The 19,378-nt window shown below is 37.8% G+C and carries 18 protein-coding genes and 1 riboswitch; of the genes, 6 read left to right on the forward strand and 12 right to left on the reverse strand.

Features of this window, described 5'->3' with window-relative positions; genetic code table 11:
• Positions 1–13 precede the first annotated feature (13 nt).
• On the reverse strand, positions 14–625 hold the full coding sequence (locus tag ACNTMY_RS06380; RefSeq protein ID WP_423215821.1) for a TetR/AcrR family transcriptional regulator: 612 nt from the start codon (positions 623–625) through the stop codon (positions 14–16).
• Positions 626–916: 291 nt separating this feature from the next.
• Here ACNTMY_RS06380 and ACNTMY_RS06385 point away from each other — a divergent pair, with 291 nt between their 5' ends.
• Positions 917–2,716, forward strand: coding sequence for an acyl-CoA dehydratase activase (locus ACNTMY_RS06385; RefSeq protein WP_423215822.1), 1,800 nt, complete (start codon positions 917–919; stop codon positions 2,714–2,716).
• Positions 2,709–5,297: an acyl-CoA dehydratase activase-related protein gene (locus ACNTMY_RS06390; RefSeq protein WP_423215823.1), complete on the forward strand. Its 2,589-nt coding sequence runs from the start codon at positions 2,709–2,711 to the stop codon at positions 5,295–5,297. The genes ACNTMY_RS06385 and ACNTMY_RS06390 overlap by 8 nt, the downstream gene beginning before the upstream one ends.
• 64 nt (positions 5,298–5,361) lie before the next feature.
• On the opposite strand, the gene ACNTMY_RS06395 is transcribed toward ACNTMY_RS06390, so the two are convergent.
• Entirely contained in the window at positions 5,362–5,742 is a 381-nt protein-coding gene (locus ACNTMY_RS06395) for a RidA family protein (protein WP_004232636.1), read from the reverse strand.
• Positions 5,743–5,897: 155 nt separating this feature from the next.
• Positions 5,898–5,941, forward strand: a riboswitch (PreQ1 riboswitch).
• A gap of 104 nt (positions 5,942–6,045) precedes the next feature.
• Here ACNTMY_RS06395 and ACNTMY_RS06400 point away from each other — a divergent pair.
• Complete coding sequence (locus tag ACNTMY_RS06400) at positions 6,046–7,029, forward strand: nucleoside hydrolase (protein ID WP_423215824.1); 984 nt, start codon at positions 6,046–6,048, stop codon at positions 7,027–7,029.
• Positions 7,030–7,032: 3 nt separating this feature from the next.
• Positions 7,033–7,596 (forward strand): LytS/YhcK type 5TM receptor domain-containing protein, encoded by a 564-nt coding sequence (locus ACNTMY_RS06405; RefSeq protein WP_423215825.1) that lies wholly within the window; start codon positions 7,033–7,035, stop codon positions 7,594–7,596.
• A gap of 37 nt (positions 7,597–7,633) precedes the next feature.
• Here the strand turns inward: ACNTMY_RS06405 and ACNTMY_RS06410 are convergent, their stop codons facing one another.
• The 6 genes from ACNTMY_RS06410 to ACNTMY_RS06435 all read right to left on the reverse strand — a co-directional run bounded on the left by ACNTMY_RS06410 (position 7,634) and on the right by ACNTMY_RS06435 (position 14,034).
• A complete protein-coding gene (locus tag ACNTMY_RS06410) occupies positions 7,634–7,918 on the reverse strand; it encodes a carbonate dehydratase (protein WP_423215826.1) in 285 nt (94 codons plus the stop codon).
• Between the two features lie 143 nt (positions 7,919–8,061).
• Positions 8,062–9,408 (reverse strand): asparagine--tRNA ligase, encoded by a 1,347-nt coding sequence (gene asnS, locus ACNTMY_RS06415; protein WP_423215827.1) that lies wholly within the window; start codon positions 9,406–9,408, stop codon positions 8,062–8,064.
• A gap of 18 nt (positions 9,409–9,426) precedes the next feature.
• Positions 9,427–9,870 (reverse strand): protease inhibitor I42 family protein, encoded by a 444-nt coding sequence (locus ACNTMY_RS06420; RefSeq protein WP_423215828.1) that lies wholly within the window; start codon positions 9,868–9,870, stop codon positions 9,427–9,429.
• 1 nt (position 9,871) lies between these two features.
• Entirely contained in the window at positions 9,872–11,053 is a 1,182-nt protein-coding gene (locus ACNTMY_RS06425) for a pyridoxal phosphate-dependent aminotransferase (RefSeq protein ID WP_423215829.1), read from the reverse strand.
• Complete coding sequence (locus ACNTMY_RS06430; protein ID WP_182001254.1) at positions 11,050–11,520, reverse strand: DUF5590 domain-containing protein; 471 nt, start codon at positions 11,518–11,520, stop codon at positions 11,050–11,052. Before ACNTMY_RS06430 ends, ACNTMY_RS06425 begins: the two co-directional genes overlap by 4 nt.
• Before the next feature lie 30 nt (positions 11,521–11,550).
• Positions 11,551–14,034 (reverse strand): bifunctional DnaQ family exonuclease/ATP-dependent helicase, encoded by a 2,484-nt coding sequence (locus tag ACNTMY_RS06435; protein WP_423215830.1) that lies wholly within the window; start codon positions 14,032–14,034, stop codon positions 11,551–11,553.
• Between the two features lie 125 nt (positions 14,035–14,159).
• Here ACNTMY_RS06435 and ACNTMY_RS06440 point away from each other — a divergent pair, with 125 nt between their 5' ends.
• Entirely contained in the window at positions 14,160–14,801 is a 642-nt protein-coding gene (locus ACNTMY_RS06440) for an MBL fold metallo-hydrolase (protein WP_423215831.1), read from the forward strand.
• Positions 14,798–15,514, forward strand: a complete 717-nt coding sequence (locus ACNTMY_RS06445; RefSeq protein ID WP_423215832.1) for an alpha/beta hydrolase — start codon at positions 14,798–14,800, stop codon at positions 15,512–15,514. The genes ACNTMY_RS06440 and ACNTMY_RS06445 overlap by 4 nt, the downstream gene beginning before the upstream one ends.
• Positions 15,515–15,549: 35 nt before the next feature.
• On the opposite strand, the gene ftsX is transcribed toward ACNTMY_RS06445, so the two are convergent.
• The 4 genes from ftsX to ACNTMY_RS06465 form a co-directional block, all read right to left on the reverse strand.
• Complete coding sequence (gene ftsX, locus ACNTMY_RS06450; protein WP_423215833.1) at positions 15,550–16,479, reverse strand: permease-like cell division protein FtsX; 930 nt, start codon at positions 16,477–16,479, stop codon at positions 15,550–15,552.
• Positions 16,472–17,164: a cell division ATP-binding protein FtsE gene (gene ftsE / locus ACNTMY_RS06455; protein ID WP_423215834.1), complete on the reverse strand. Its 693-nt coding sequence runs from the start codon at positions 17,162–17,164 to the stop codon at positions 16,472–16,474. Before ftsE ends, ftsX begins: the two co-directional genes overlap by 8 nt.
• 47 nt (positions 17,165–17,211) lie before the next feature.
• Positions 17,212–18,307 (reverse strand): peptide chain release factor 2 gene (prfB, locus tag ACNTMY_RS06460; RefSeq protein WP_099046262.1). Its coding sequence is split into 2 segments (ribosomal slippage): positions 17,212–18,234 and positions 18,236–18,307, totalling 1,095 coding nucleotides; the frame shifts between segments, so codons are not numbered across the junction.
• Positions 18,308–18,654: 347 nt separating this feature from the next.
• Entirely contained in the window at positions 18,655–19,302 is a 648-nt protein-coding gene (locus tag ACNTMY_RS06465; RefSeq protein ID WP_074479476.1) for an HAD family hydrolase, read from the reverse strand.
• Between the last annotated feature and the right edge of the window lie 76 nt (positions 19,303–19,378).

Consider the following 19,378-nt stretch of genomic DNA (forward strand, 5'->3'; position numbering starts at 1 on the left):
AGCCCTTTTTCCACTAATCTTCTCGATCAATAATAACTCCCATGACAGTTAAATGACCATTACTAATCAAAGTCAAAACTAAACGTGCTAGTTCTTTTGCTGGCATCGAAAAATCTGATTTTATCCACCAGAATAAGGTTCCTGAGAAGATACTTGTAAGATAAGCCACGATAAATTCTGTTGGAACTTGCTCGCCAGATTCTGTGACATTTAATTTTTCTAATAAATGGTCATATTTTTCGTGCATCAAACGCCCGAAATTTTCTTGCATGACTTCTTGAGAAATACTTTTTAAGACAATTTTCGCGATTGCCGAGTTTCTCTCCAAACCATGATAAAATTCTGTCAAAAGTTTTTCAGCTCTTTTAACCTTGACTCGCTCTCCAGTTGCAATCTGAGCTGCATCAATCATGTCCGACATTTGCTGCAAAACTTGTTTTTGAATACCTTGTTGAAGGTCATCTTTATCAGCATAGTGAGCATAGAATGTCGCACGATTAATCATAGCTTCATCAGCAATATCTTGTACAGTGATTTTCTCATAAGGCTTCTCACTAAGCAATTTAGCAAATGCATCAAAAATTAATTTTTCAGTTCTCAAATAGCGAATATCAGTAAATTTCACAGCGACACCTCCCGAGATAAACAACAGATTGTCGGGAATGTGTTGCTTAAACAACACAACGCCCAAAATTAGCGATTGCAATTGACAATGAGTGTTTTATAATACTATTATAACAAACACTCTGTTGAATAAGCAACAACTTGTTGTGACATTAACACTGTGTTAGATATCGTAAGAAAGGATTGAAATAGTGTTAAAGAACAGCCGACGTAACTATATTATTCGTTGCTAGATAATATCATTTTTTAGGAATAATATTATCTATCATTTTCTAACACTTTTGGTATTTTTATGTATAAAGCAGGTATAGATGTCGGATCGACAACCGTCAAAGTTGTCATTTTCGACGAGAATTATCAGTTGTTATTTTCACGCTATGAACGTCACTTCTCAGACGTCAAAACAGCTACCATAAAAGTTTTAAACGAAGCTATCTCAGAAATTGGTAATCACAAGGTCAGTATTGCCATAACTGGTTCTGGTGGAATGGGCTTAGCAGATGTTGCCAAAATTCCATTTGTCCAAGAGGTTATCGCAGCTACTACTACCGTTGAAAAATTCATCCCTCAAACCGATGTTGTCATCGAACTTGGTGGTGAAGATGCCAAGATGACTTTCTTTGGTGACACACTTGAACAACGTATGAATGGGACATGTGCTGGTGGTACAGGTGCCTTCATTGACCAAATGGCTGGACTTTTGAAAACTGATGCCAATGGCGTCAACGAATTAGCCAAAGGCTACGAAACCATCTATCCAATTGCCAGTCGTTGTGGTGTTTTTGCCAAAACTGATGTCCAACCTTTGATTAACGAAGGTGCTAGAAAAGAAGATATTGCTGCTTCTATTTTCCAAGCCGTTGTCAACCAAACAATTGCAGGGTTAGCTTCTGGGCGTAAAATCACTGGAAATATCGCCTTTCTTGGTGGACCACTCTTCTTCATGAGTGAACTACGCCAACGTTTCATTGAAACACTTGATATCAAACCAGAAAACGTGATTTTCCCTGAAAACCCTCAACTCTTTGTTGCAATGGGAGCTGCTCTTGATGAAAATCAAGTTCAGATTACTTTGTCTGAAATCATTCAAAATCTGGAAACTAACACATCAACATCTCTTGTTCCTAAAAATACGCTCGATGTTCTTTTCAAAGACCAAGCAGAACTTGACACTTGGCGTGCTCGTCACAATGAAGCAAGTGTTGAATACAAAGACATTGCTTTTGCTTCTGGTCCACTTTTCCTTGGAATCGACGCTGGTTCAACAACTTCAAAAGTCGTTCTAACTGACCCAGATGGCGCTATTTTATTCCAACATTATGGCAATAACCAAGGACAACCTCTTGAAAATGTCATTTCAATCTTAAAAGAACTTTACCACCAACTCCCTCAAGATGCCTTTATCGCACGTTCATGCGTGACAGGTTACGGTGAAAATCTGATAAAAGCTGCGCTGCACGTTGATTACGGTGAAGTTGAAACCGTTGCTCACTTTAAAGCAGCCAACTACTTCAACCCAGGTGTTGATTTTATCCTTGATATTGGTGGTCAAGATATGAAAGCTATGAGTGTTCGTGATGGTGCTTTATCAAGTATCCAGCTAAACGAAGCTTGCTCTTCAGGTTGTGGTTCATTTATCGAAACATTTGCCAAATCGCTAAAATATGATGTTAAAGATTTTGCCAAAGTCGCACTTCTTGCTAAACACCCAGTTGACCTTGGCTCACGATGCACTGTTTTCATGAACTCAAAAGTTAAACAAGTGCAAAAAGAAGGTGCAACAGTTGCTGATATCTCTGCAGGCTTATCATATTCTGTCATCAAAAATGCACTTTACAAAGTTATCAAACTTAAACGTCCTGAAGATTTAGGTGAAAAAATCGTCGTTCAGGGTGGCACATTCTACAACGAAGCTGTACTTCGTGCCTTTGAGCTCGTTAGTGAACGCGAGGTTGTTCGACCAAGTATCGCTGGATTAATGGGAGCATATGGCTGTGCTATCATCGCACAAGAAAAATATAATGACGAAATTGCTGCAGCGAAACCCGCAGTAGAACTTGCCACTTCAGTAAAAGGAGATTTGCATGCCTGAGACATTACTTGAAAAAAATCGCACACACTCTAGTTTGATGGGGCTTGATGAACTTGATCAATTTACCACTCAAAAAGAATTCACACGTTGTGGGATGTGTGAAAATAACTGTGCTCTAACCGTAACAATCTTTAACGACGGTTCAAAATTCGTCACTGGTAACCGTTGTGAACGCGGTGCTGAAAAAGTCACAAAAATTAAATTTGACCGTTCAAATAAAAAAGAAAATCTCGTTGATTACAAATATAAAAAGCTCTTTAAATTCAAAACACTTTCAAAACGAGATGCTGTACATGGTGTCATCGGTGTTCCTCGTGTGCTTAACATGTATGAAAATTACCCTCTCTGGCACACTATTTTAACTGACCTTGGTTTTCGTGTTCAAATTTCTCCAAAATCCGACAAACGCTTATTTGAAAAAGGAATTGAAACAATTCCTAGTGATACTGTCTGCTATCCTGCAAAAATGGTTCACGGTCACATTCAAAGCTTAATCGACCGTAAAGTCGATGCTATTTTCTATCCAAGTGTCATTTACGAACAAATTGAAAACAGCAAAGCACCTAATCACTACAACTGTCCAATCGTTCAAAGCTATCCAGAAGTTATCGAAAAAAATATGGACCCAATCCGCAACGGTGAAGTCAAGTATTTCCATCCATTTGTCAACCTTGCTGACCACGAATCTGTTGTGAAATCACTTGCTAAAAGCTTTAGTAGCTACGATGACATTACTGTTGATGATATCCGTAAAGCTGTCGAACACGGCTATCAAGTCCTTGCTGATTTCAAAAAAGATTTACAAGATAAAGCTGATGAACTTCTTAGCCGCTTAGCGCTAAATAACGAAAAAGCCATTGTTCTTTCTGGTCGTCCATATCACCTTGACCCAGAAATCAACCACGGTATCGCAAACATCATCACGCAAGAAGGCTTCCACGTTCTAACTGAAGATATGGTTTCTGGTCTCGAAGAAGTTGCAGGACTCCGTGTTGTTAATCAGTGGGTTTATCACTCTCGACTTTACGCAGCTGCCAAAGTCGTCTCTAAAAACCCAAACCTTGAACTTGTCCAATTAAACAGCTTTGGTTGCGGACTTGATGCCGTAACAACTGACCAAGTTGAAGAAATCATGCGAGCTCACAACAAGCTCTACACTGTTCTAAAAATTGATGAAGGAAGCAACCTCGGTGCTATCCGCATTCGACTTCGCTCTCTCAAAGCCGCTGTTGAAGAACGTGATAAGAAAGCTAAAAAAGCAAATCTTGACCACATTTTCAACCAAGCACCACAATTTAACAGCTCTGCTGATGTTGAAGAGGTTAAAGAACCTGTCTTCACTAAAGAAATGAAGAAAAAACACACGCTTCTAATGCCAATGCTTTCTCCAATTCACCAAAATGGACTTATTGAGGAAGCCTTCAAACAAGCTGGCTACAACGTTGTGATTTTGCCTGCTATGGATAGAAAAGCTGTTGATGTCGGCTTAAAATACGTCCATAATGACGCCTGCTACCCTGCAATTATCACTATCGGTCAGCTGATTGAAGCACTTCAAAGTGGAAAATACGACCTCAACAATACCAGTGTCATGATGACCCAAACTGGTGGCGGTTGCCGTGCAACTAACTACATTCCGCTTTTGCGTAAGGCTCTCAAAGATGCTGGTTACCCTCAAATTCCTGTCGTTTCAATTTCAATGGGAAATCAAGGTACAGAAGAAACACCAGGCTGGAACATCACTCTTCCATTTGTCAAACGCCTGCTCATTAGTGTTCTCTACGGAGATCTCTTTGAACGTGTTCTTTACCGCGTTCGCCCTTACGAAGCTGTCCCAGGCTCTGCTAATGCTCTTTATCATAAATGGCTAGAAATTGCCCGTAAAAACGTTAAAACAGGCTCATACTTTGAATTCAACCACAATATGAAACAAATCATTAAAGAATTCGATACACTTGAAACTGTTGATTTTGGACAAAAACCACGCGTTGGAGTCGTCGGAGAAATTCTCGTCAAATACGCTCCAACTGCCAACAACGATATTGTTGCTATCATCGAAAATGAAGGTGGTGAAGCCGTTGTTCCAGACCTCATCGGTTTTATGAATTACTCGCTTTTCAACCAAATTTGGAAAGCTGACGAGCTCAATATGAGTAAAAAAGCAAAAGGTTTTGCAAAACTTGGAATTGATGCTATCAATCTCCTTGAAAAACCAATGAACAAAGCTCTCGAAAAATCTGAACGCTTTGAAGGTATTGAGTCAATCTACGACATCGCAAAAGGTGCTTCAAATGTCATCTCAATCGGTAACCACACTGGTGAAGGTTGGTTCTTAACAGGTGAAATGATTGAACTGCTCAATAACGGTGTTAAAAATATTGTCTGTCTTCAACCATTTGGGTGCCTTCCAAACCACATCGTCGGTAAAGGGATGCTAAAAGAATTGCGCCGTCAATTCAAAGGTGCTAACATCTCACCAATCGATTACGACCCAGGTTCATCAGAAGTTAACCAATTGAATCGTATTCGCTTAATGATGACAACAGCTAAAAAAATGCAAAACACTGTAAATGCAAAATAAAACGAAAAAAGTTCGCTGAGAGAGTAGCGAACTTTTTTCATGGTCAAATAATATAATAGAACATCTAGTCGAGATAAGCGATGACTTCAATTTCCACTTTGACGTCTTTTGGCAAACGAGCAACTTCAACAGCAGAGCGCGCTGGAAAATCAGCCTTAAAGGCTGTCGCGTACACTTCATTAAATGGAACAAAATCATCCATGTCACTTAAGAAGCAAGTTGTTTTGACGACGTGATCAAAATCAGTACCAGCTTCTGCTAAAATAGCAGAAATATTCTTAAGGACTTGTTTGGTTTGTTCCTGAATAGTTGTACCGATAACTTCGCCTGTTTCAGGTGACAAGGGGACCTGACCTGAAGCAAAAAGGAAATTACCAACGACTTTTCCTTGAACATAAGGACCAATTGCCGCGGGCGCTTTGTCCGTATGAATTGTTTTCGCCATGAACTTTCACCTTCTCTCAAATAGATTGGAATTATTATATCACAATATTCAGAAAATTCAAGCTTCTTAACAAAGAAATTCAATCTTTTTTCAAATGTTTACAAATGTCAAAAATGTTTATATAATAGTAGGCGTGCATAATCAAAAGTACTACTTTTGGACTGGTTCGAAAACTCCCAGAATAAAAAACTAGCTATCTACAAATAGACATGCCTTTTTAGGGCTTGTTTTTGTGTGGCTTTGTTTTTTTAAAAACAAGGCTGCTTTTTATTTTCTATCAAATTTTCTAAGAAAGGAGGAAACATGAAAAGACAAAAAATTATTATCGACTGTGATCCAGGAATTGACGATACTTTGGCACTGCTTTATGCTTTAAAACATCCTCAACTTGAAGTTGTTGCTATTACTATTGTTGCTGGAAATTGTCCGACTGACCTCGGTGTAAAAAATACTTTTACTACCCTTGAACTCCTCAATCGTCTTGATGTCCCTGTTTATCAAGGAGCAAGTGCCCCTATAAAACGTGACTACGTTTCTGCTCAAGATACTCACGGTATGGACGGCTTAGGAGAAACCTACATTCAACTTAAAGGCAATCACCAAGCTCAAGAACTATCTGCAGAAAGCTTTTTAGCAGACTATTTTAAAGAACCACAAAATACATCCATCATCGCTCTTGGTCCTTTAACAAATATTGCTAAAGCTCTTGAGATTAACCCTAACCTTGGCAAAAACTGTCACCGCTTTGTCAGCATGGGTGGAAATTTCAAATCACACGGAAATTGTTCTCCGGTAGCCGAGTACAACTATTGGTGTGACCCACATGCAGCTCAAATCACTTTTGAAAAATTAGGCTGTAAACTCGAAATGGTTGGCCTTGATGTCACACGTCACATTGTATTGACACCAAATCACTTAGAATATATGAATCGTATTAACACTGAAATGACAGCATTCATCACTAAAATTACCCGTTTTTATTTTGATTTTCATTGGGAATACGAGCATATCATCGGCTGTGTCATTAATGATCCGCTTGCGCTAGCCTATTTTATCAATAGCGAAGTGTGCTCAGGTTTTGATGCCTATACGGATGTCGTTACTGACGGTATTGCACTTGGTCAAACAGTGGTTGATGAGTATGATTTTTACCACAAAACTAAAAACAGCACAATTTTAACACAAGTAAACCCAAGTTTATTCTGGGAAGATTTTCTAACCGTACTTTTAGATGCACAAAAAGATATCATTCAAGATGATCTAAAAAATCTACAGTTAGAAAGTTAAATCATGAAAAACACATCTACTCGTATTATCTCTTTTATGGCAATTGCTATCGCTATTAACTATATTGGTGCAAATATCGCACTTTTCCTACGCTTACCAATCTACCTTGATATGATTGGAACATTACTCGTTGCAGTTGTCTTTGGACCTTGGCTTGGTGCTGGAGCAGCAATCATCAGTGCTCTTATCAGCTGGATGACTACAGATATTTTTGCCATCTACTTTGCACCTGTTGCTATCGTCGCAGCCTTTATCACAGGTTTTCTCGTTAAAGAATCAACTAAATCAAGAGACTTAATCTGGAAGAGCCTACTTGTTTCACTTCCAGGTACAATCGTCTCATCAAGTATCACAGTTATCCTCTTCCACGGTATTACATCAAGTGGTTCAGGTATTTTGGCGCAAATTCTTCACGGCTTAGGCATTGATTTGACTGCAAGTCTTGTACTTGTACAAGCCATTACTGATTATGCAGATCGACTAATCAGCCTTGTCCTTGTTCTCACTATCATCAAATCACTTAAATCATTTGCGCCAAGCATCATGATGAAAAAAGTAAATAATTAATAAATAAGCCCAGCTATCAAAAATAGCTGGGCATTTTTTAGTTCTTTTTACAGCATGTGATGGAAAGAACTGCTTTGTCCTCTCCTAAATCTGAAAAATGTTTCTGCATGGCACGCATAAAAAGCCTTTTATAAAATTGTTCAACATTGGATGACATTCGAAGTAGCTTTGATGTGCTATCTCCCCATGTCTTTAATTCATTCTCAACAAGTCTTACTCTATTTTTTATCGTTTTTAAAAGTGCATTTGATACTTTCGCTAATTCTAATGTGACTGAAAAAATAGAGTCATAAAAGGCAATCTCCGTGATATAAGTCATCATGTTTACTACCTCCTTTATTATAGTAACAAATAAAACTTAAAGGAGGGAAAAGAAATTCTTACAATTTCTTTACAAAAAATAACGATTTCAAAACAAAAAACCAAACCACAAAAGGTTTGGCTTTTATTATAAATTGATTTCTATTAAGGTTTAATACGGTGTAGCATACGTGGGAATGGAATTGCTTCACGGATGTGTTTAGTCCCAGCTACGAATGTTACCATACGTTCGATACCAATACCGAATCCAGCGTGTGGCACTGAACCGTATTTACGAAGGTCAAGGTAGAATTCATATTCTGATTTATCCATACCAAGAGAATCCATTTTAGCTACTAGTGTGTCATAGTCATCTTCACGTACTGAACCACCGATGATTTCTCCGTATCCTTCTGGTGCAAGTAGGTCAGCACAAAGTACACGTTCTGGGTTACCAGGAACTGGTTTCATGTAGAATGCTTTGAAGCTTGCAGGGTAGTTAATAACGAATGTTGGTACACCAAAGTAGTTCGAAATCCATGTTTCGTGTGGTGAACCAAAGTCATCACCGTGTTCTAAGTGTTCGTAATCAGCATCTTCGTCATTTTCGTGTTCTTGAAGAAGATCGATAGCATCATCGTAAGATACACGTTTGAATGGTTCTGCAATGTATTTTTTAAGAAGATCAACGTCACGTTCCAAGATTTCAAGTGCTTGAGGAGCGCGGTCAAGAACACCTTGAATAAGAGCTTTTACGTAAGCTTCTTGAAGATCAAGAGATTCTTCGTGTGAAAGGAATGAGTATTCAGCATCCATCATCCAGAACTCTGTCAAGTGACGACGAGTTTTAGATTTTTCAGCACGGAATACAGGACCAAAGTCAAATACACGACCAAGTGCCATAGCACCAGCTTCAAGGTATAATTGACCTGATTGGCTCAAGTAAGCAGGTGTACCGAAGTAGTCAGTTTCAAACAATTCTGTTGAATCTTCAGCAGCGTTTCCTGACAAGATTGGACTATCAAATTTGATGAAACCATTTTTATCAAAGAAATCGTAAGTAGCATAGATAATAGCGTTACGGATTTGCATGATAGCCATTTGTTTACGTGAACGCAACCACAAGTGACGGTGATCCATCAAGAAATCAGTACCGTGTTCTTTTGGTGTGATTGGGTAATCTTCTGAATGACCAACAATTTTAAGGTCAGTCACATCAAGTTCGTAACCAAATTTTGAACGAGAATCTTCTTTAACGATACCTGTGATAAGGATAGAAGTTTCTTGGCTAAGGTGTTTAATTGTGTTGAATTTTTCAGTTCCTTCTTCTTCACCATATTTTTCGATGAAGTTTGGTTTGAAAGCAACTGCTTGGAAGAACGCTGTCCCGTCACGAAGTTGTAAGAAAGCAATTTTCCCTTTTCCTGATTTGTTAGCGACCCAAGCCCCAATTGTGACTTCTTCGCCAACATGATTTTTAACATCAATAATTGATACGTAATCTTTAGACATAATTCCTCTTTTCAAATATTACTCTGACATTTCTGTCAGTTTAATCTTACTAATTTTAGTTTTTGTGCTACTAATGGTGACACGATAAGTCAGCTTTGGCTTACCACTATCCCAATCTCGGCAGTAAATTAAATTGAACTGGCCTTGTCCAGCTTTTTTGACTTTTCCAACAAGTCGACAATAACCACCAGAACCAACATGAACATTTTTACTAGGATAAGCTTGATAAACAATATCATCTAAATTGTAATATTGCTCATCCACATCTCTAGCTGACCAGCTATAACCTGTTGTTGCATTACTTGCTAAATCAATCTCAAAGTTCATACCATCTGATTTAACAGCGTAATCACCAACTTTGGTTAGCTCTGGAGATTCTGGCTTAAAATGAATACCCAGTCCAACTCCAATGATTCCTAAAAGAGCTACTAGCACAATTAGAAATTTTCGCTTTTTGGACATCTTAGTTTTCCATGAAGACTTTCAATCGTCTTACGGCTTCCTTCAAGGTATCCAAATCAGTTGCATAACTCAAACGAACATTTTCAGGCGCACCAAAGCCTGCACCAGTAACAAGAGCTACTTCTGCTTCTTCAAGAATAGCTGTCGTAAAGGCAGTCACATCAGTGTAACCTTTCATTTCCATTGCTTTTTTCACGTTAGGGAAAAGATAGAAAGCACCTTGAGGTTTGATGACTTCAAAACCTGGAACTTCACAAAGCAATGGGTAAATCGTATTAAGACGTTCTTCGAAAGCTTGACGCATTTCTTCGATAGAATCTTGTGGGCCAGTAAATGCTTCAATAGCAGCATACTGAGAAACAGCAGTAAGGTTTGAAGTTGTCTGGCTAATAACTTTTGCCATACCAGAAATGATTTCTTCACTACCAACCGCAAAACCAACACGCCAACCAGTCATGGCATAAGTTTTTGAAGTACCGTTAACAACAACTGTTTGATTTCTGATAGCCTCAGAAATTGATGAAATCGGTGTGAACTCATTACCATTATAAACCAATCGACCATAAATGTCGTCTGCTAGAATCAAAACGTTGTGCTCAACTGCCCAATTACCGATTACTTCTAATTCATCTCGGCTATAAATCATACCAGTTGGATTAGATGGTGAATTCAACAATAGAACTTTTGTTTTATCAGTACGAGCTGCTTCTAACTGTTCAACAGTCGCTTTGAAATGATTTTCTTCAGTCGTTTGAACAGTTACAGGAACACCATCAACCATTTTAACTTGATCGACATAAGACACCCAACATGGTGTTGGAATAATAACTTCATCGCCTGGATTAAGAACAGTTGTAAAGAAAGTATAAAGAATAAATTTTGCACCTGTTGCTACAACAATTTGATTACGATTAACTGAGTAACCGTAGAAATTTTCCATGTAATTATTGATAGCATCCTTCAATTCTGGGAGACCTGAAGCAACAGTGTAAAAGCTAGCTTTACCATTTTGAATTGCTTCAATTGCAGCATCTTGGATATTTTTAGGAGTTACAAAATCTGGTTCTCCTAAAGTCAGTGATAATACATCACGACCTTGTGCTTTCAAGGCTTTGGCACGCGCACTTGCCGCTAAAGTCACACTTTCTTCCATGTTCAACACGCGATTTGATAAGTTTGTCATATGCCCTCCTTCTTCACGAGCTCACTTGTTTCAAAGTTAACAAGGTAATAACCATCAGTAGCAGTGACTTCCCAAATTGGTGTCTTTCCATCAATACCATAAACAACTTTTGAAATACCAGTTGCTCCGTTTGCTGCAGCTACTTGCTCAGCTTCTTTGCGACTGATTCCGTCGTTTACAGAATAGACAAATACCTTACCATTGTCTTCACCCACAGAAACAATCTTCTGATCACCAGAAGCCGTAGTTCCATAAACACTGTAATAAGTCTTAGAACCATTATAAAGGTCAACAGAAGATGTCTGTACCAAATCAGCTGTATCAATGGCTACTTGAGTCGCCACTTTTTCTGCGCTTAGTCTTGGTTTCATTGCTAAAAACAAAACTGTTGCAGCAGAAATCAAGAGAACTAATAAAATCAAGCTAAAACCGAGTAAATACTGTTTTACTGGTGTTAATTTTTTCATTTACTTCTCCCTTTTTGTTTATCCCTTTTATTATAGCAGAAAATTCTTTATTTCAGTGAGACTCTTTGAAAATTTTTGATGAGAAATGAAAAATTCTTCAGATAATGAGTCACTGATTGTTTTTCCGTACGATTTTGTCAAAATTCGCGAATCAAGTAGAAGCACAGCCGAACGTTGATTGTCCCGTCTCATGGTTCTACCAATGGCTTGTTTGAGTTTTAAAATCGCAAGAGGTAAAGAATAATCATTAAAAGGTGATTTAGCTTGCGCTAACAAATGGTTACTGATTTTCTGAACAAATAAATCGTTTGGATTTTCAAACGGTAGTCGAGTAATAACTTCAATCATCTTATCTGATTGAACAAAATCTACTCCTTCCCAGAAAGCACCTGTTCCAAGAAGAATGTGACTTTCACCACGCTCAAAACGACGTTTAACATTATAGGCGGTACCATTTTTCTCCTGAGTCAAATGGTGCAAATCCATCTCATCTAAACGTTCAGAGACATCAAACATAGCTTGCTTAGAATTGAACAGAACCAACATTCGATCATCTAGCTGTCTAATTTGATAAATTCGCTCAGCAATCACAGAAGCATACTCTTCTTCTGAAATCTCAGCAACATTTGGCATTTCTTCATCAACCCAAATACGTTGTGAGCTGTTCTTATCACGCGCAATGCTCATGTAATGATACTGCTCAAAACCAAGCAAATCAGCAAGACTAACTTGAGGACTAATGTGTAGCGTAGCTGAAACCATATACGTTTTTCGAGTTTCTGGTAGAAATTCTTGGAAGTTCAAAAGCTCATCACTACTTGCATTCAAGTAAGTTTGACGTTTTTCATTTTCATAACTTGTCTCAAACCAAAAATCAGTAAATGGCTGCACAAATAAGCCCATCAAATCCTCTAAACAAAGGTAACGCCAATCAGCATTAACAGCCAAGAGTTCATTGACAGCTTGCTCTAATTTTCTAGCATCCTCAGTTGTCACATAGACTTCTTGATTTTGATAAAAACGTGTTGCCAAGTGAGTTAATTGGAAAGAAAGACTTTCAATCAAGCGTTTTTCAAGAGTTGGAAGCGCAGAATCTAAATGCTTTTCAAGTTTTTGAACGAGTTGAGTAACGTTCACACGACGACGTGAAAATTGTTCTAGGTTCAAAATTAATTTTTGAGCTTCATCAAAAACCAAGATTTTATTTGCCGCAAAAGCCTTGTCATCCTGAACACGCTCTAAGAAATAAGCATGATTGATAATCAAAAGTTTGCTTTGTTTAGCTCTTTCATAATTACGGTTCCAAAAATCAACATCTTTGAACAATGATTTCTCGCTCAAGTTACCATCGTGCTTAATCTGTTCAAAATAAGCTTCATAGCGTTGCTTTTGTCTGATTTCATCCAAATCTCCAGTGAGAGTCTCTGTTAACCAGACCAGAAGTTGCATTTTATAGCGATTGACCAGACGATTATCACCTTCATGGCGTAGACTTTGCGCAAAACTATCTAGTTTAATATAATTTCCAGGACCCTTAATTGACGCACAAGATGTATGGAAAACATCCTGAAGATGCTTGACTTCATTTGCCATAATCTGGTCTTGCAAAATCTTCGTCGGCACTGAAACAATAACTTGTTCATCCTGAGCCAATTGTAAAAGTGGTAACAAATAGCCATAAGTCTTTCCAAGTCCTGCTTGTGCTTCTAAAAATGAAACCTTAGACGACTGAAAATCATCTTTTACCAGCTGAGCAAATTGCTTTTGCTTCTTGCGCGCATCCAAACCCAAAAGTGCCATATTAAGCTCAAAATCATCTGACATCTTGCGTTCACTACCAAGCTCTTTGAGTTGTCGTAAAATGATACCACCAACTTCTTGGTAATCCTTTTTCGACATGACCTTAGCTTTTTTAAAACCTTCTTCAACCAGCATTCCTGTTTCAAACACAAGATTATCAGCCAAAGGCAAAAGTTGCTCTAGAAGCTCTTTTGGCATGCTTGCCATTTTTTCTTTTAGTTTTAACAATAGCTGAGCTGTTGCATAAGCATCTGAAATAGCCGTATGCGCATCTGTCAAATCAAGTTGCAAAACATCAGCCAAATGACCTAAAGTGTATTTTTCAAGGGTCGGATAAAAGACCTGTGATAACTCAACCGTATCGACAAGCGGCGTACGCAATTCGTAGCCTTCTAAAAATAATTTTTCTGCTAAAAGATTGGCATCAAATTTTACATTGTGAGCAACGAAAACACAATCTGAAATCATGTTGTATATCTTTTGGGCAACCTGTGAAAAATCTGGCGCTTTAGCCAACTGTTCATCAGTTATCCCTGTCAAATTAATGATATGTTCAGTGAGTGGTTCATGCGGATTAACATCCGTTTGATAAGTCTTCACAATTTTATTATTTTCAATAATGACAATGCCAACCTGAATAATTTCTGCCATTGCGTGAGCACCTGTAGCCTCCAAATCAACAACAGCATATTTTTGAGAATTAACTTGCATCATAACATTTAAATTATACCATTTTTAGCATAGACATTCACCTAATCCAAATGATAAATACAGGAAAAGAGAATTTTTGAGAAATGACATTGTATGACTTTTCAAAAGTTTTTTGATAAACTTTTTTTATGAAGATTTTTAGATTACTAAATCACGTTGCACGTGAAAACACTTATTTATTGGTCAATAACCAAGCAATCATCGTTGTTGACCCTGGTAGCGATACTGATAAAATCAAAGAAAAAATTCAGTCACTTGATAAACCAGTTGCTGCCATTTTGCTCACACACGCTCATTATGACCATATCATGGGAGTTGATGTGATTCGCGATGCTTTTGGTCACCCACCTGTTTATATTTCTGAGAAGGAAGCGTCTTGGCTTTATTCACCTAAAGATAACTTCTCAGGGCTCGACCGTCACGCCGACATGGACGATATTATTTTAAAACCAGCAGAATACCATTTTCAATACACTGATGATTACAACTTGGCTGGCTTTCGTTTTCAAGCACGCATGACACCTGGACACTCATGGGGAAGTGTATCTCTAGTCTTTCCAGATGACGAGGTCGTTTTAACAGGTGATGCTCTTTTTCGTGAAACTATTGGACGTACCGATTTACCGACTGGAAATGCTAATCAACTCCTTGAAAGCATTAAGTCTGAATTGTTCACCTTACCTAATCACTTTACTGTTTACCCTGGACATGGTCGCGAAACGACTATCGCACATGAAAAGAATTTTAATCCATATTTTAACGCATTATGAAAAAACTAAAAAAATTTCTACTCTACTTTTTAGTTTGTTTAGCAGCACTGCTTGCTTTAGGTCTTGGCTTTATTCGCCACAAAACCTACCAAGCACACAAAAGCTCTATGGCAGCTGCTAAATCCGCTAAAATCACAAAAGACTATCTATTCTTTGAAAGTAAAGGGAGCACAAAAGCAAATATTGTTTTCTATCAAGGTGCTCTTGTCGAAGAGAAAGCCTACGCTGGCTTAGCAAAAGACTTATCAAAATCAGGCTATGACGTCTATATTTTGAAAACACCACTGAATCTGCCAGTCCTTTCAAGTCAGAAAGCATTGTCTATCATCAAGGCTAAAAAACTAAAAAATGTTTATCTTGCTGGGCACTCACTTGGTGGCGTCGTTGCTTGTATGAATGCGGGTACTGCAAAATCAGATAATATTTCTGGCTTAATCTTACTTGCAAGCTACCCTTCAGAAAAAGTTGATTTGTCTAAACGTCATTTAAAAGTCTTATCAATCACAGCTAGCAATGACAAGGTTCTTAAATGGGACCAGTATAAGTCCGCTAAAAAGAGACTACCAAGCGACACAACTTACTTATCTATTTCTGGTGGAAATCACAGCGAATTTGGAGACTATGGTCACCAATCAAAAGACGGCAATGCAACAATCTCTCAAAAAAATCAAGAAAAACAAATAGCAGCTGCCACATCAAACTTTATAAACTAAAAACAACTTCTGAAATCAGAAGTTGTTTTTTTATATTAAATTTTAAGATAACGTCGCATTGAAATCACTGAACCAACTGATCCGATGATAATTCCCACACAGAACATAGCTCCAATAAGCATTGGAACAAATGAATCAGCAGGATACAATGTTAAACCTTGAACTTCAAATTGTGGATTTACTGAAGCATACACAGCTTTGTATGCAAAGTAAATAATAATTGATGGTACGATTGCCCCAAGAAGTCCAACCCAAGCACCTTCAAAGAAGAATGGGCCACGGATGTAAGAGTTCTTAGCACCAACCAAACGCATGATTTCGATATCACGATGACGAGACATGATAGTCATACGAATTGTATTTGAAATCAAGAAGATAGCAATGATTACAAGAAGAATTGTTCCTGCAAATCCCCATGTACGGATGAATTTAGAAACTTTGAAGAGTTGGTCTGAGTTTGAACCACCGTAGTCAACTGATTCAACACCTTCAATATTTGAAATCTTCTTAGCAATTTTTTTAACTTTTGAAGCTGAGGTTGCTTCTACGATATAAACATCTTGAAGTGGGTTTGAATCACCATCAAACATTGCCCAGTCATCACCGTAAGTTTCTTTTAGTTTAGCTAATTGGTCATCTTTACTTGAGAAAGTAACAGATTTTACACCAGAAATTGCACTAATGTGATCATAGACTTGGTGGAATGAATCGTTTTGAACTGTTTCACCAACTTCGTTTGTCTTAGTCTCAGAGTTATCTGCTGAGTTCACATCCAAGTAAACATTGATTTGGATGTTATTTTCAATACCTTGAGCGACTTTTTCAACGTTCATCAAAACAGCAGCGAAGATACCAACCAAAGTTAGGGTAATTGCAACTGAACTGACTGAAGCAATGGTCATCCAAATATTACGTTTCAAACTTTTAATGGATTCCCACAAATGGCGGAAAAAATTTCTAATCATTATATCCGTATTCTCCTTCCTCTTCATCACGTACAATTTTTCCTTCTTCGATAGCAATAACGCGGTGACGAAGGTTATCAACGATTTGTTTGTTGTGAGTTGCCATTAGAACTGTTGTTCCTTGAAGGTTAATACGTTCTAACAATTGCATGATTTCCCATGAAATTTCTGGATCAAGGTTACCAGTCGGTTCATCAGCAATCAAAACTTTTGGATTGTTAACAATTGCACGCGCAATCGCAACACGTTGTTGTTCACCACCAGATAATTGACCTGGGAATGAACGCATTTTGTGTTTTAAGCCAACCAATTCAAGTACTTCTGGAACACGTTTTTTGATTTCGCGTGGTTTTTCACCAATAACTTGCATTGCGTAAGCAACATTTTCAAAAACTGTCTTTTTAGGAAGTAGTTTATAATCTTGGAAGACTACACCAATGCTACGACGTAAAATTGGGATTTGACGTTTTTTAAGTTTTGTAAGGTCAAATTCTCCAACTTTAAGCGTTCCTGAAGTAACTTTTTCTTCGCGATAAAGCAATTTAATAAAGCTAGATTTACCGGCACCAGAAGGACCAACAATATAAACAAATTCACCTGGGTTGACAGATACGTTAATATCTCTCAAAGCAGTTGTTGAGCGGCGATACTTTTTCGTTACGCCTTTCATTTCAATTAATGCCATTTGTATTTTCCTTTACGATTTTGTTATCCTAAAATTTTACTTTTTAGTTAATCAATACGCCATTTCAAGAAAGCGTCGATGAAACCATCAATGTCACCATCCATGACTTTATCAACTTGAGCAACTTCATATCCAGTACGGTGGTCTTTAACCATTGTATAAGGAGTGAAGACATAAGAACGAATTTGGCTACCCCATGTGATTTCTTTTTTATCACCTTTAAGAGCATCAACCTCTTGTGCTTTTTTCTCTTGTTCTAATTGATAAAGTTTAGCTTGCAACATTTTCATAGCGCGGTCACGGTTACCATATTGTGTACGGTCTACCGTAGATGCTACAACGATTCCTGTTGGAATGTGAGTCAAACGAACACCGGTAGAAACCTTGTTGACGTTTTGTCCACCAGCACCACCTGAACGGAAAGTGTCCATTTTAATATCGTCATCACGAATTTCAACTTCAATAGTATCATCCAATTCCGGCATTACTTCAACTGAAGAGAATGATGTGTGACGGCGTTTTGCAGAGTCAAATGGTGAGATACGCACCAAACGGTGAACACCCATTTCTGATTTCAAAAGACCATAAGCATTTGGTCCTTCAAAAGAAAGTGTCACTGACTTGATACCTGCTTCATCACCTGCTTGATAATCAAGGGTTTCAACTTTGAACCCTTTAGCATTTCCGTAACGTGTGTACATGCGGAAAAGCATATCAGCCCAGTCTTGAGCTTCCGTACCACCTGAACCTGGGTGAATTTCCAAGATGGCGTTGTTACGGTCATAAGGTTCTGACAAGAGAAGAGTCATTTCATAACTTGTCATGATTTTATCAAGTTTTTCGAGAGTTTCTTCCAACTCAGATTGAATAGAATCATCTTCATCTAGCATTTCTAAATAAAGCTCTGTTTCATCTGACAACTCTTGCATTTCATTAAATGTCTCATAAGTTTGTTTCAAACTATTTAACTCTTGAGAAGTTTTTTGTGCTGCAATGTTGTCGTTCCAAAAGTCTGGCTCAGTCATTTTGTTTTCAAGAAGCGCAATGTCTTCTTCCAAACGATCTAAGTCAAAGAGACCTCCTGAAGCTAGTCAACTTCTCTTGATTTTCTACTATTTTTTGGCGGATTTCAGCCACTTCCATGAGATAACTCCTTTTTATTAAGATACTAAGTTCGTTAAACGAGCAAAGCAAAAATAGGAATTTTGACGAAGAGCTCTTAGGCTCTAGGAAAAATTATCTTTTTTGCACAGCTCGTAGAACGTGTTCAATTAATTAAGATATTTAGTCCGTCAAGAAAGCGAGATGAAAATAGGAATTCGACGAAGAACACCGAAGTTCTAAGAAAAGTTCCTCTTTCACAGCGCTTGCCGAACCTCTAAAACTATCCTTGATTATCAAGTTTACATAGTTCTATTACTGTCTTTCTATTTTACCATAAAGCCCTTAAAATTGCTATTTCCTACCATTGCTAGCAATTCACAAAATTATTAAGATTCTTTGTCAATCACTTGCATAGCTTCTGTCAAATTATCAACCAAAATACTTGCTTTTGATTGATCAACACCAAACTCTTTATCTCGAATGGCAATGACACGAACGCCTGCAGCTACTCCTGCTTGAATACCTTTTTGGCTATCCTCAATTATAACAATGTCATCTTTATCAAACCTTAACTTGGCACATGCGGCATTATAAATGGCAGGATTTGGCTTACCTTCTGTAAAATCATCTCCTGTCAAAATATATGTGAAATATTCGATTAATCCGCATTTTGTCAAAGCAGCTTCGACATCACTACGAACAGTATTTGAAGCCAATGCTAAAACAAATCCTTTAGCTTTCAGCTCTGCTAAAACTGTCTTAGCATCAGAGAAAACCAAGCTCTTGTAATCTGGTCGATGAACGTTTTTATAAGCAGTGTATTCAGCCTCCAAAGCTTTGGTATCATAATCAGAAATCTTGTCACCTAAAATTTTTTCCCAAAATTGATCGATACGACCACCGACGAAAAATTTAGGTGGTAAATGCTTGATAGAAATTCCCTTGCTCGCCAAAAATGCTTCACGTCGTTTAAAATAAAAACTCTCAGTGTTAAATAAAACACCATCCATGTCAAATATAATTGCTTTAATCATGACAGCCTCCTGAAAATATTCTACCATAAAACTTTCAAACATTTTTCAGAAAATAAAAATCAGACTGCTATATGCA

Origin of the sequence: Streptococcus equinus, from assembly GCF_049393735.1 — a bacterium.
Classification (GTDB): Bacteria; Bacillota; Bacilli; order Lactobacillales; family Streptococcaceae; genus Streptococcus; species Streptococcus equinus_G.

Bases quoted from the DNA above. Each gene is read 5' to 3' on its own strand.
- ACNTMY_RS06385 (WP_423215822.1), top strand. From the start codon at position 917: ATGTATAAAGCAGGTATAGATGTCGGATCGACAACCGTCAAAGTTGTC.
- ACNTMY_RS06390 (WP_423215823.1), top strand. From the start codon at position 2,709: ATGCCTGAGACATTACTTGAAAAAAATCGCACACACTCTAGTTTGATG.
- ACNTMY_RS06395 (WP_004232636.1), bottom strand. From the start codon at position 5,742: ATGGCGAAAACAATTCATACGGACAAAGCGCCCGCGGCAATTGGTCCT.
- ACNTMY_RS06400 (WP_423215824.1), top strand. From the start codon at position 6,046: ATGAAAAGACAAAAAATTATTATCGACTGTGATCCAGGAATTGACGAT.
- ACNTMY_RS06405 (WP_423215825.1), top strand. From the start codon at position 7,033: ATGAAAAACACATCTACTCGTATTATCTCTTTTATGGCAATTGCTATC.
- ACNTMY_RS06410 (WP_423215826.1), bottom strand. From the start codon at position 7,918: ATGATGACTTATATCACGGAGATTGCCTTTTATGACTCTATTTTTTCA.
- asnS (WP_423215827.1), bottom strand. From the start codon at position 9,408: ATGTCTAAAGATTACGTATCAATTATTGATGTTAAAAATCATGTTGGC.
- ACNTMY_RS06420 (WP_423215828.1), bottom strand. From the start codon at position 9,870: ATGTCCAAAAAGCGAAAATTTCTAATTGTGCTAGTAGCTCTTTTAGGA.
- ACNTMY_RS06425 (WP_423215829.1), bottom strand. From the start codon at position 11,053: ATGACAAACTTATCAAATCGCGTGTTGAACATGGAAGAAAGTGTGACT.
- ACNTMY_RS06430 (WP_182001254.1), bottom strand. From the start codon at position 11,520: ATGAAAAAATTAACACCAGTAAAACAGTATTTACTCGGTTTTAGCTTG.
- ACNTMY_RS06435 (WP_423215830.1), bottom strand. From the start codon at position 14,034: ATGATGCAAGTTAATTCTCAAAAATATGCTGTTGTTGATTTGGAGGCT.
- ACNTMY_RS06440 (WP_423215831.1), top strand. From the start codon at position 14,160: ATGAAGATTTTTAGATTACTAAATCACGTTGCACGTGAAAACACTTAT.
- ACNTMY_RS06445 (WP_423215832.1), top strand. From the start codon at position 14,798: ATGAAAAAACTAAAAAAATTTCTACTCTACTTTTTAGTTTGTTTAGCA.
- ftsX (WP_423215833.1), bottom strand. From the start codon at position 16,479: ATGATTAGAAATTTTTTCCGCCATTTGTGGGAATCCATTAAAAGTTTG.
- ftsE (WP_423215834.1), bottom strand. From the start codon at position 17,164: ATGGCATTAATTGAAATGAAAGGCGTAACGAAAAAGTATCGCCGCTCA.
- ACNTMY_RS06465 (WP_074479476.1), bottom strand. From the start codon at position 19,302: ATGATTAAAGCAATTATATTTGACATGGATGGTGTTTTATTTAACACT.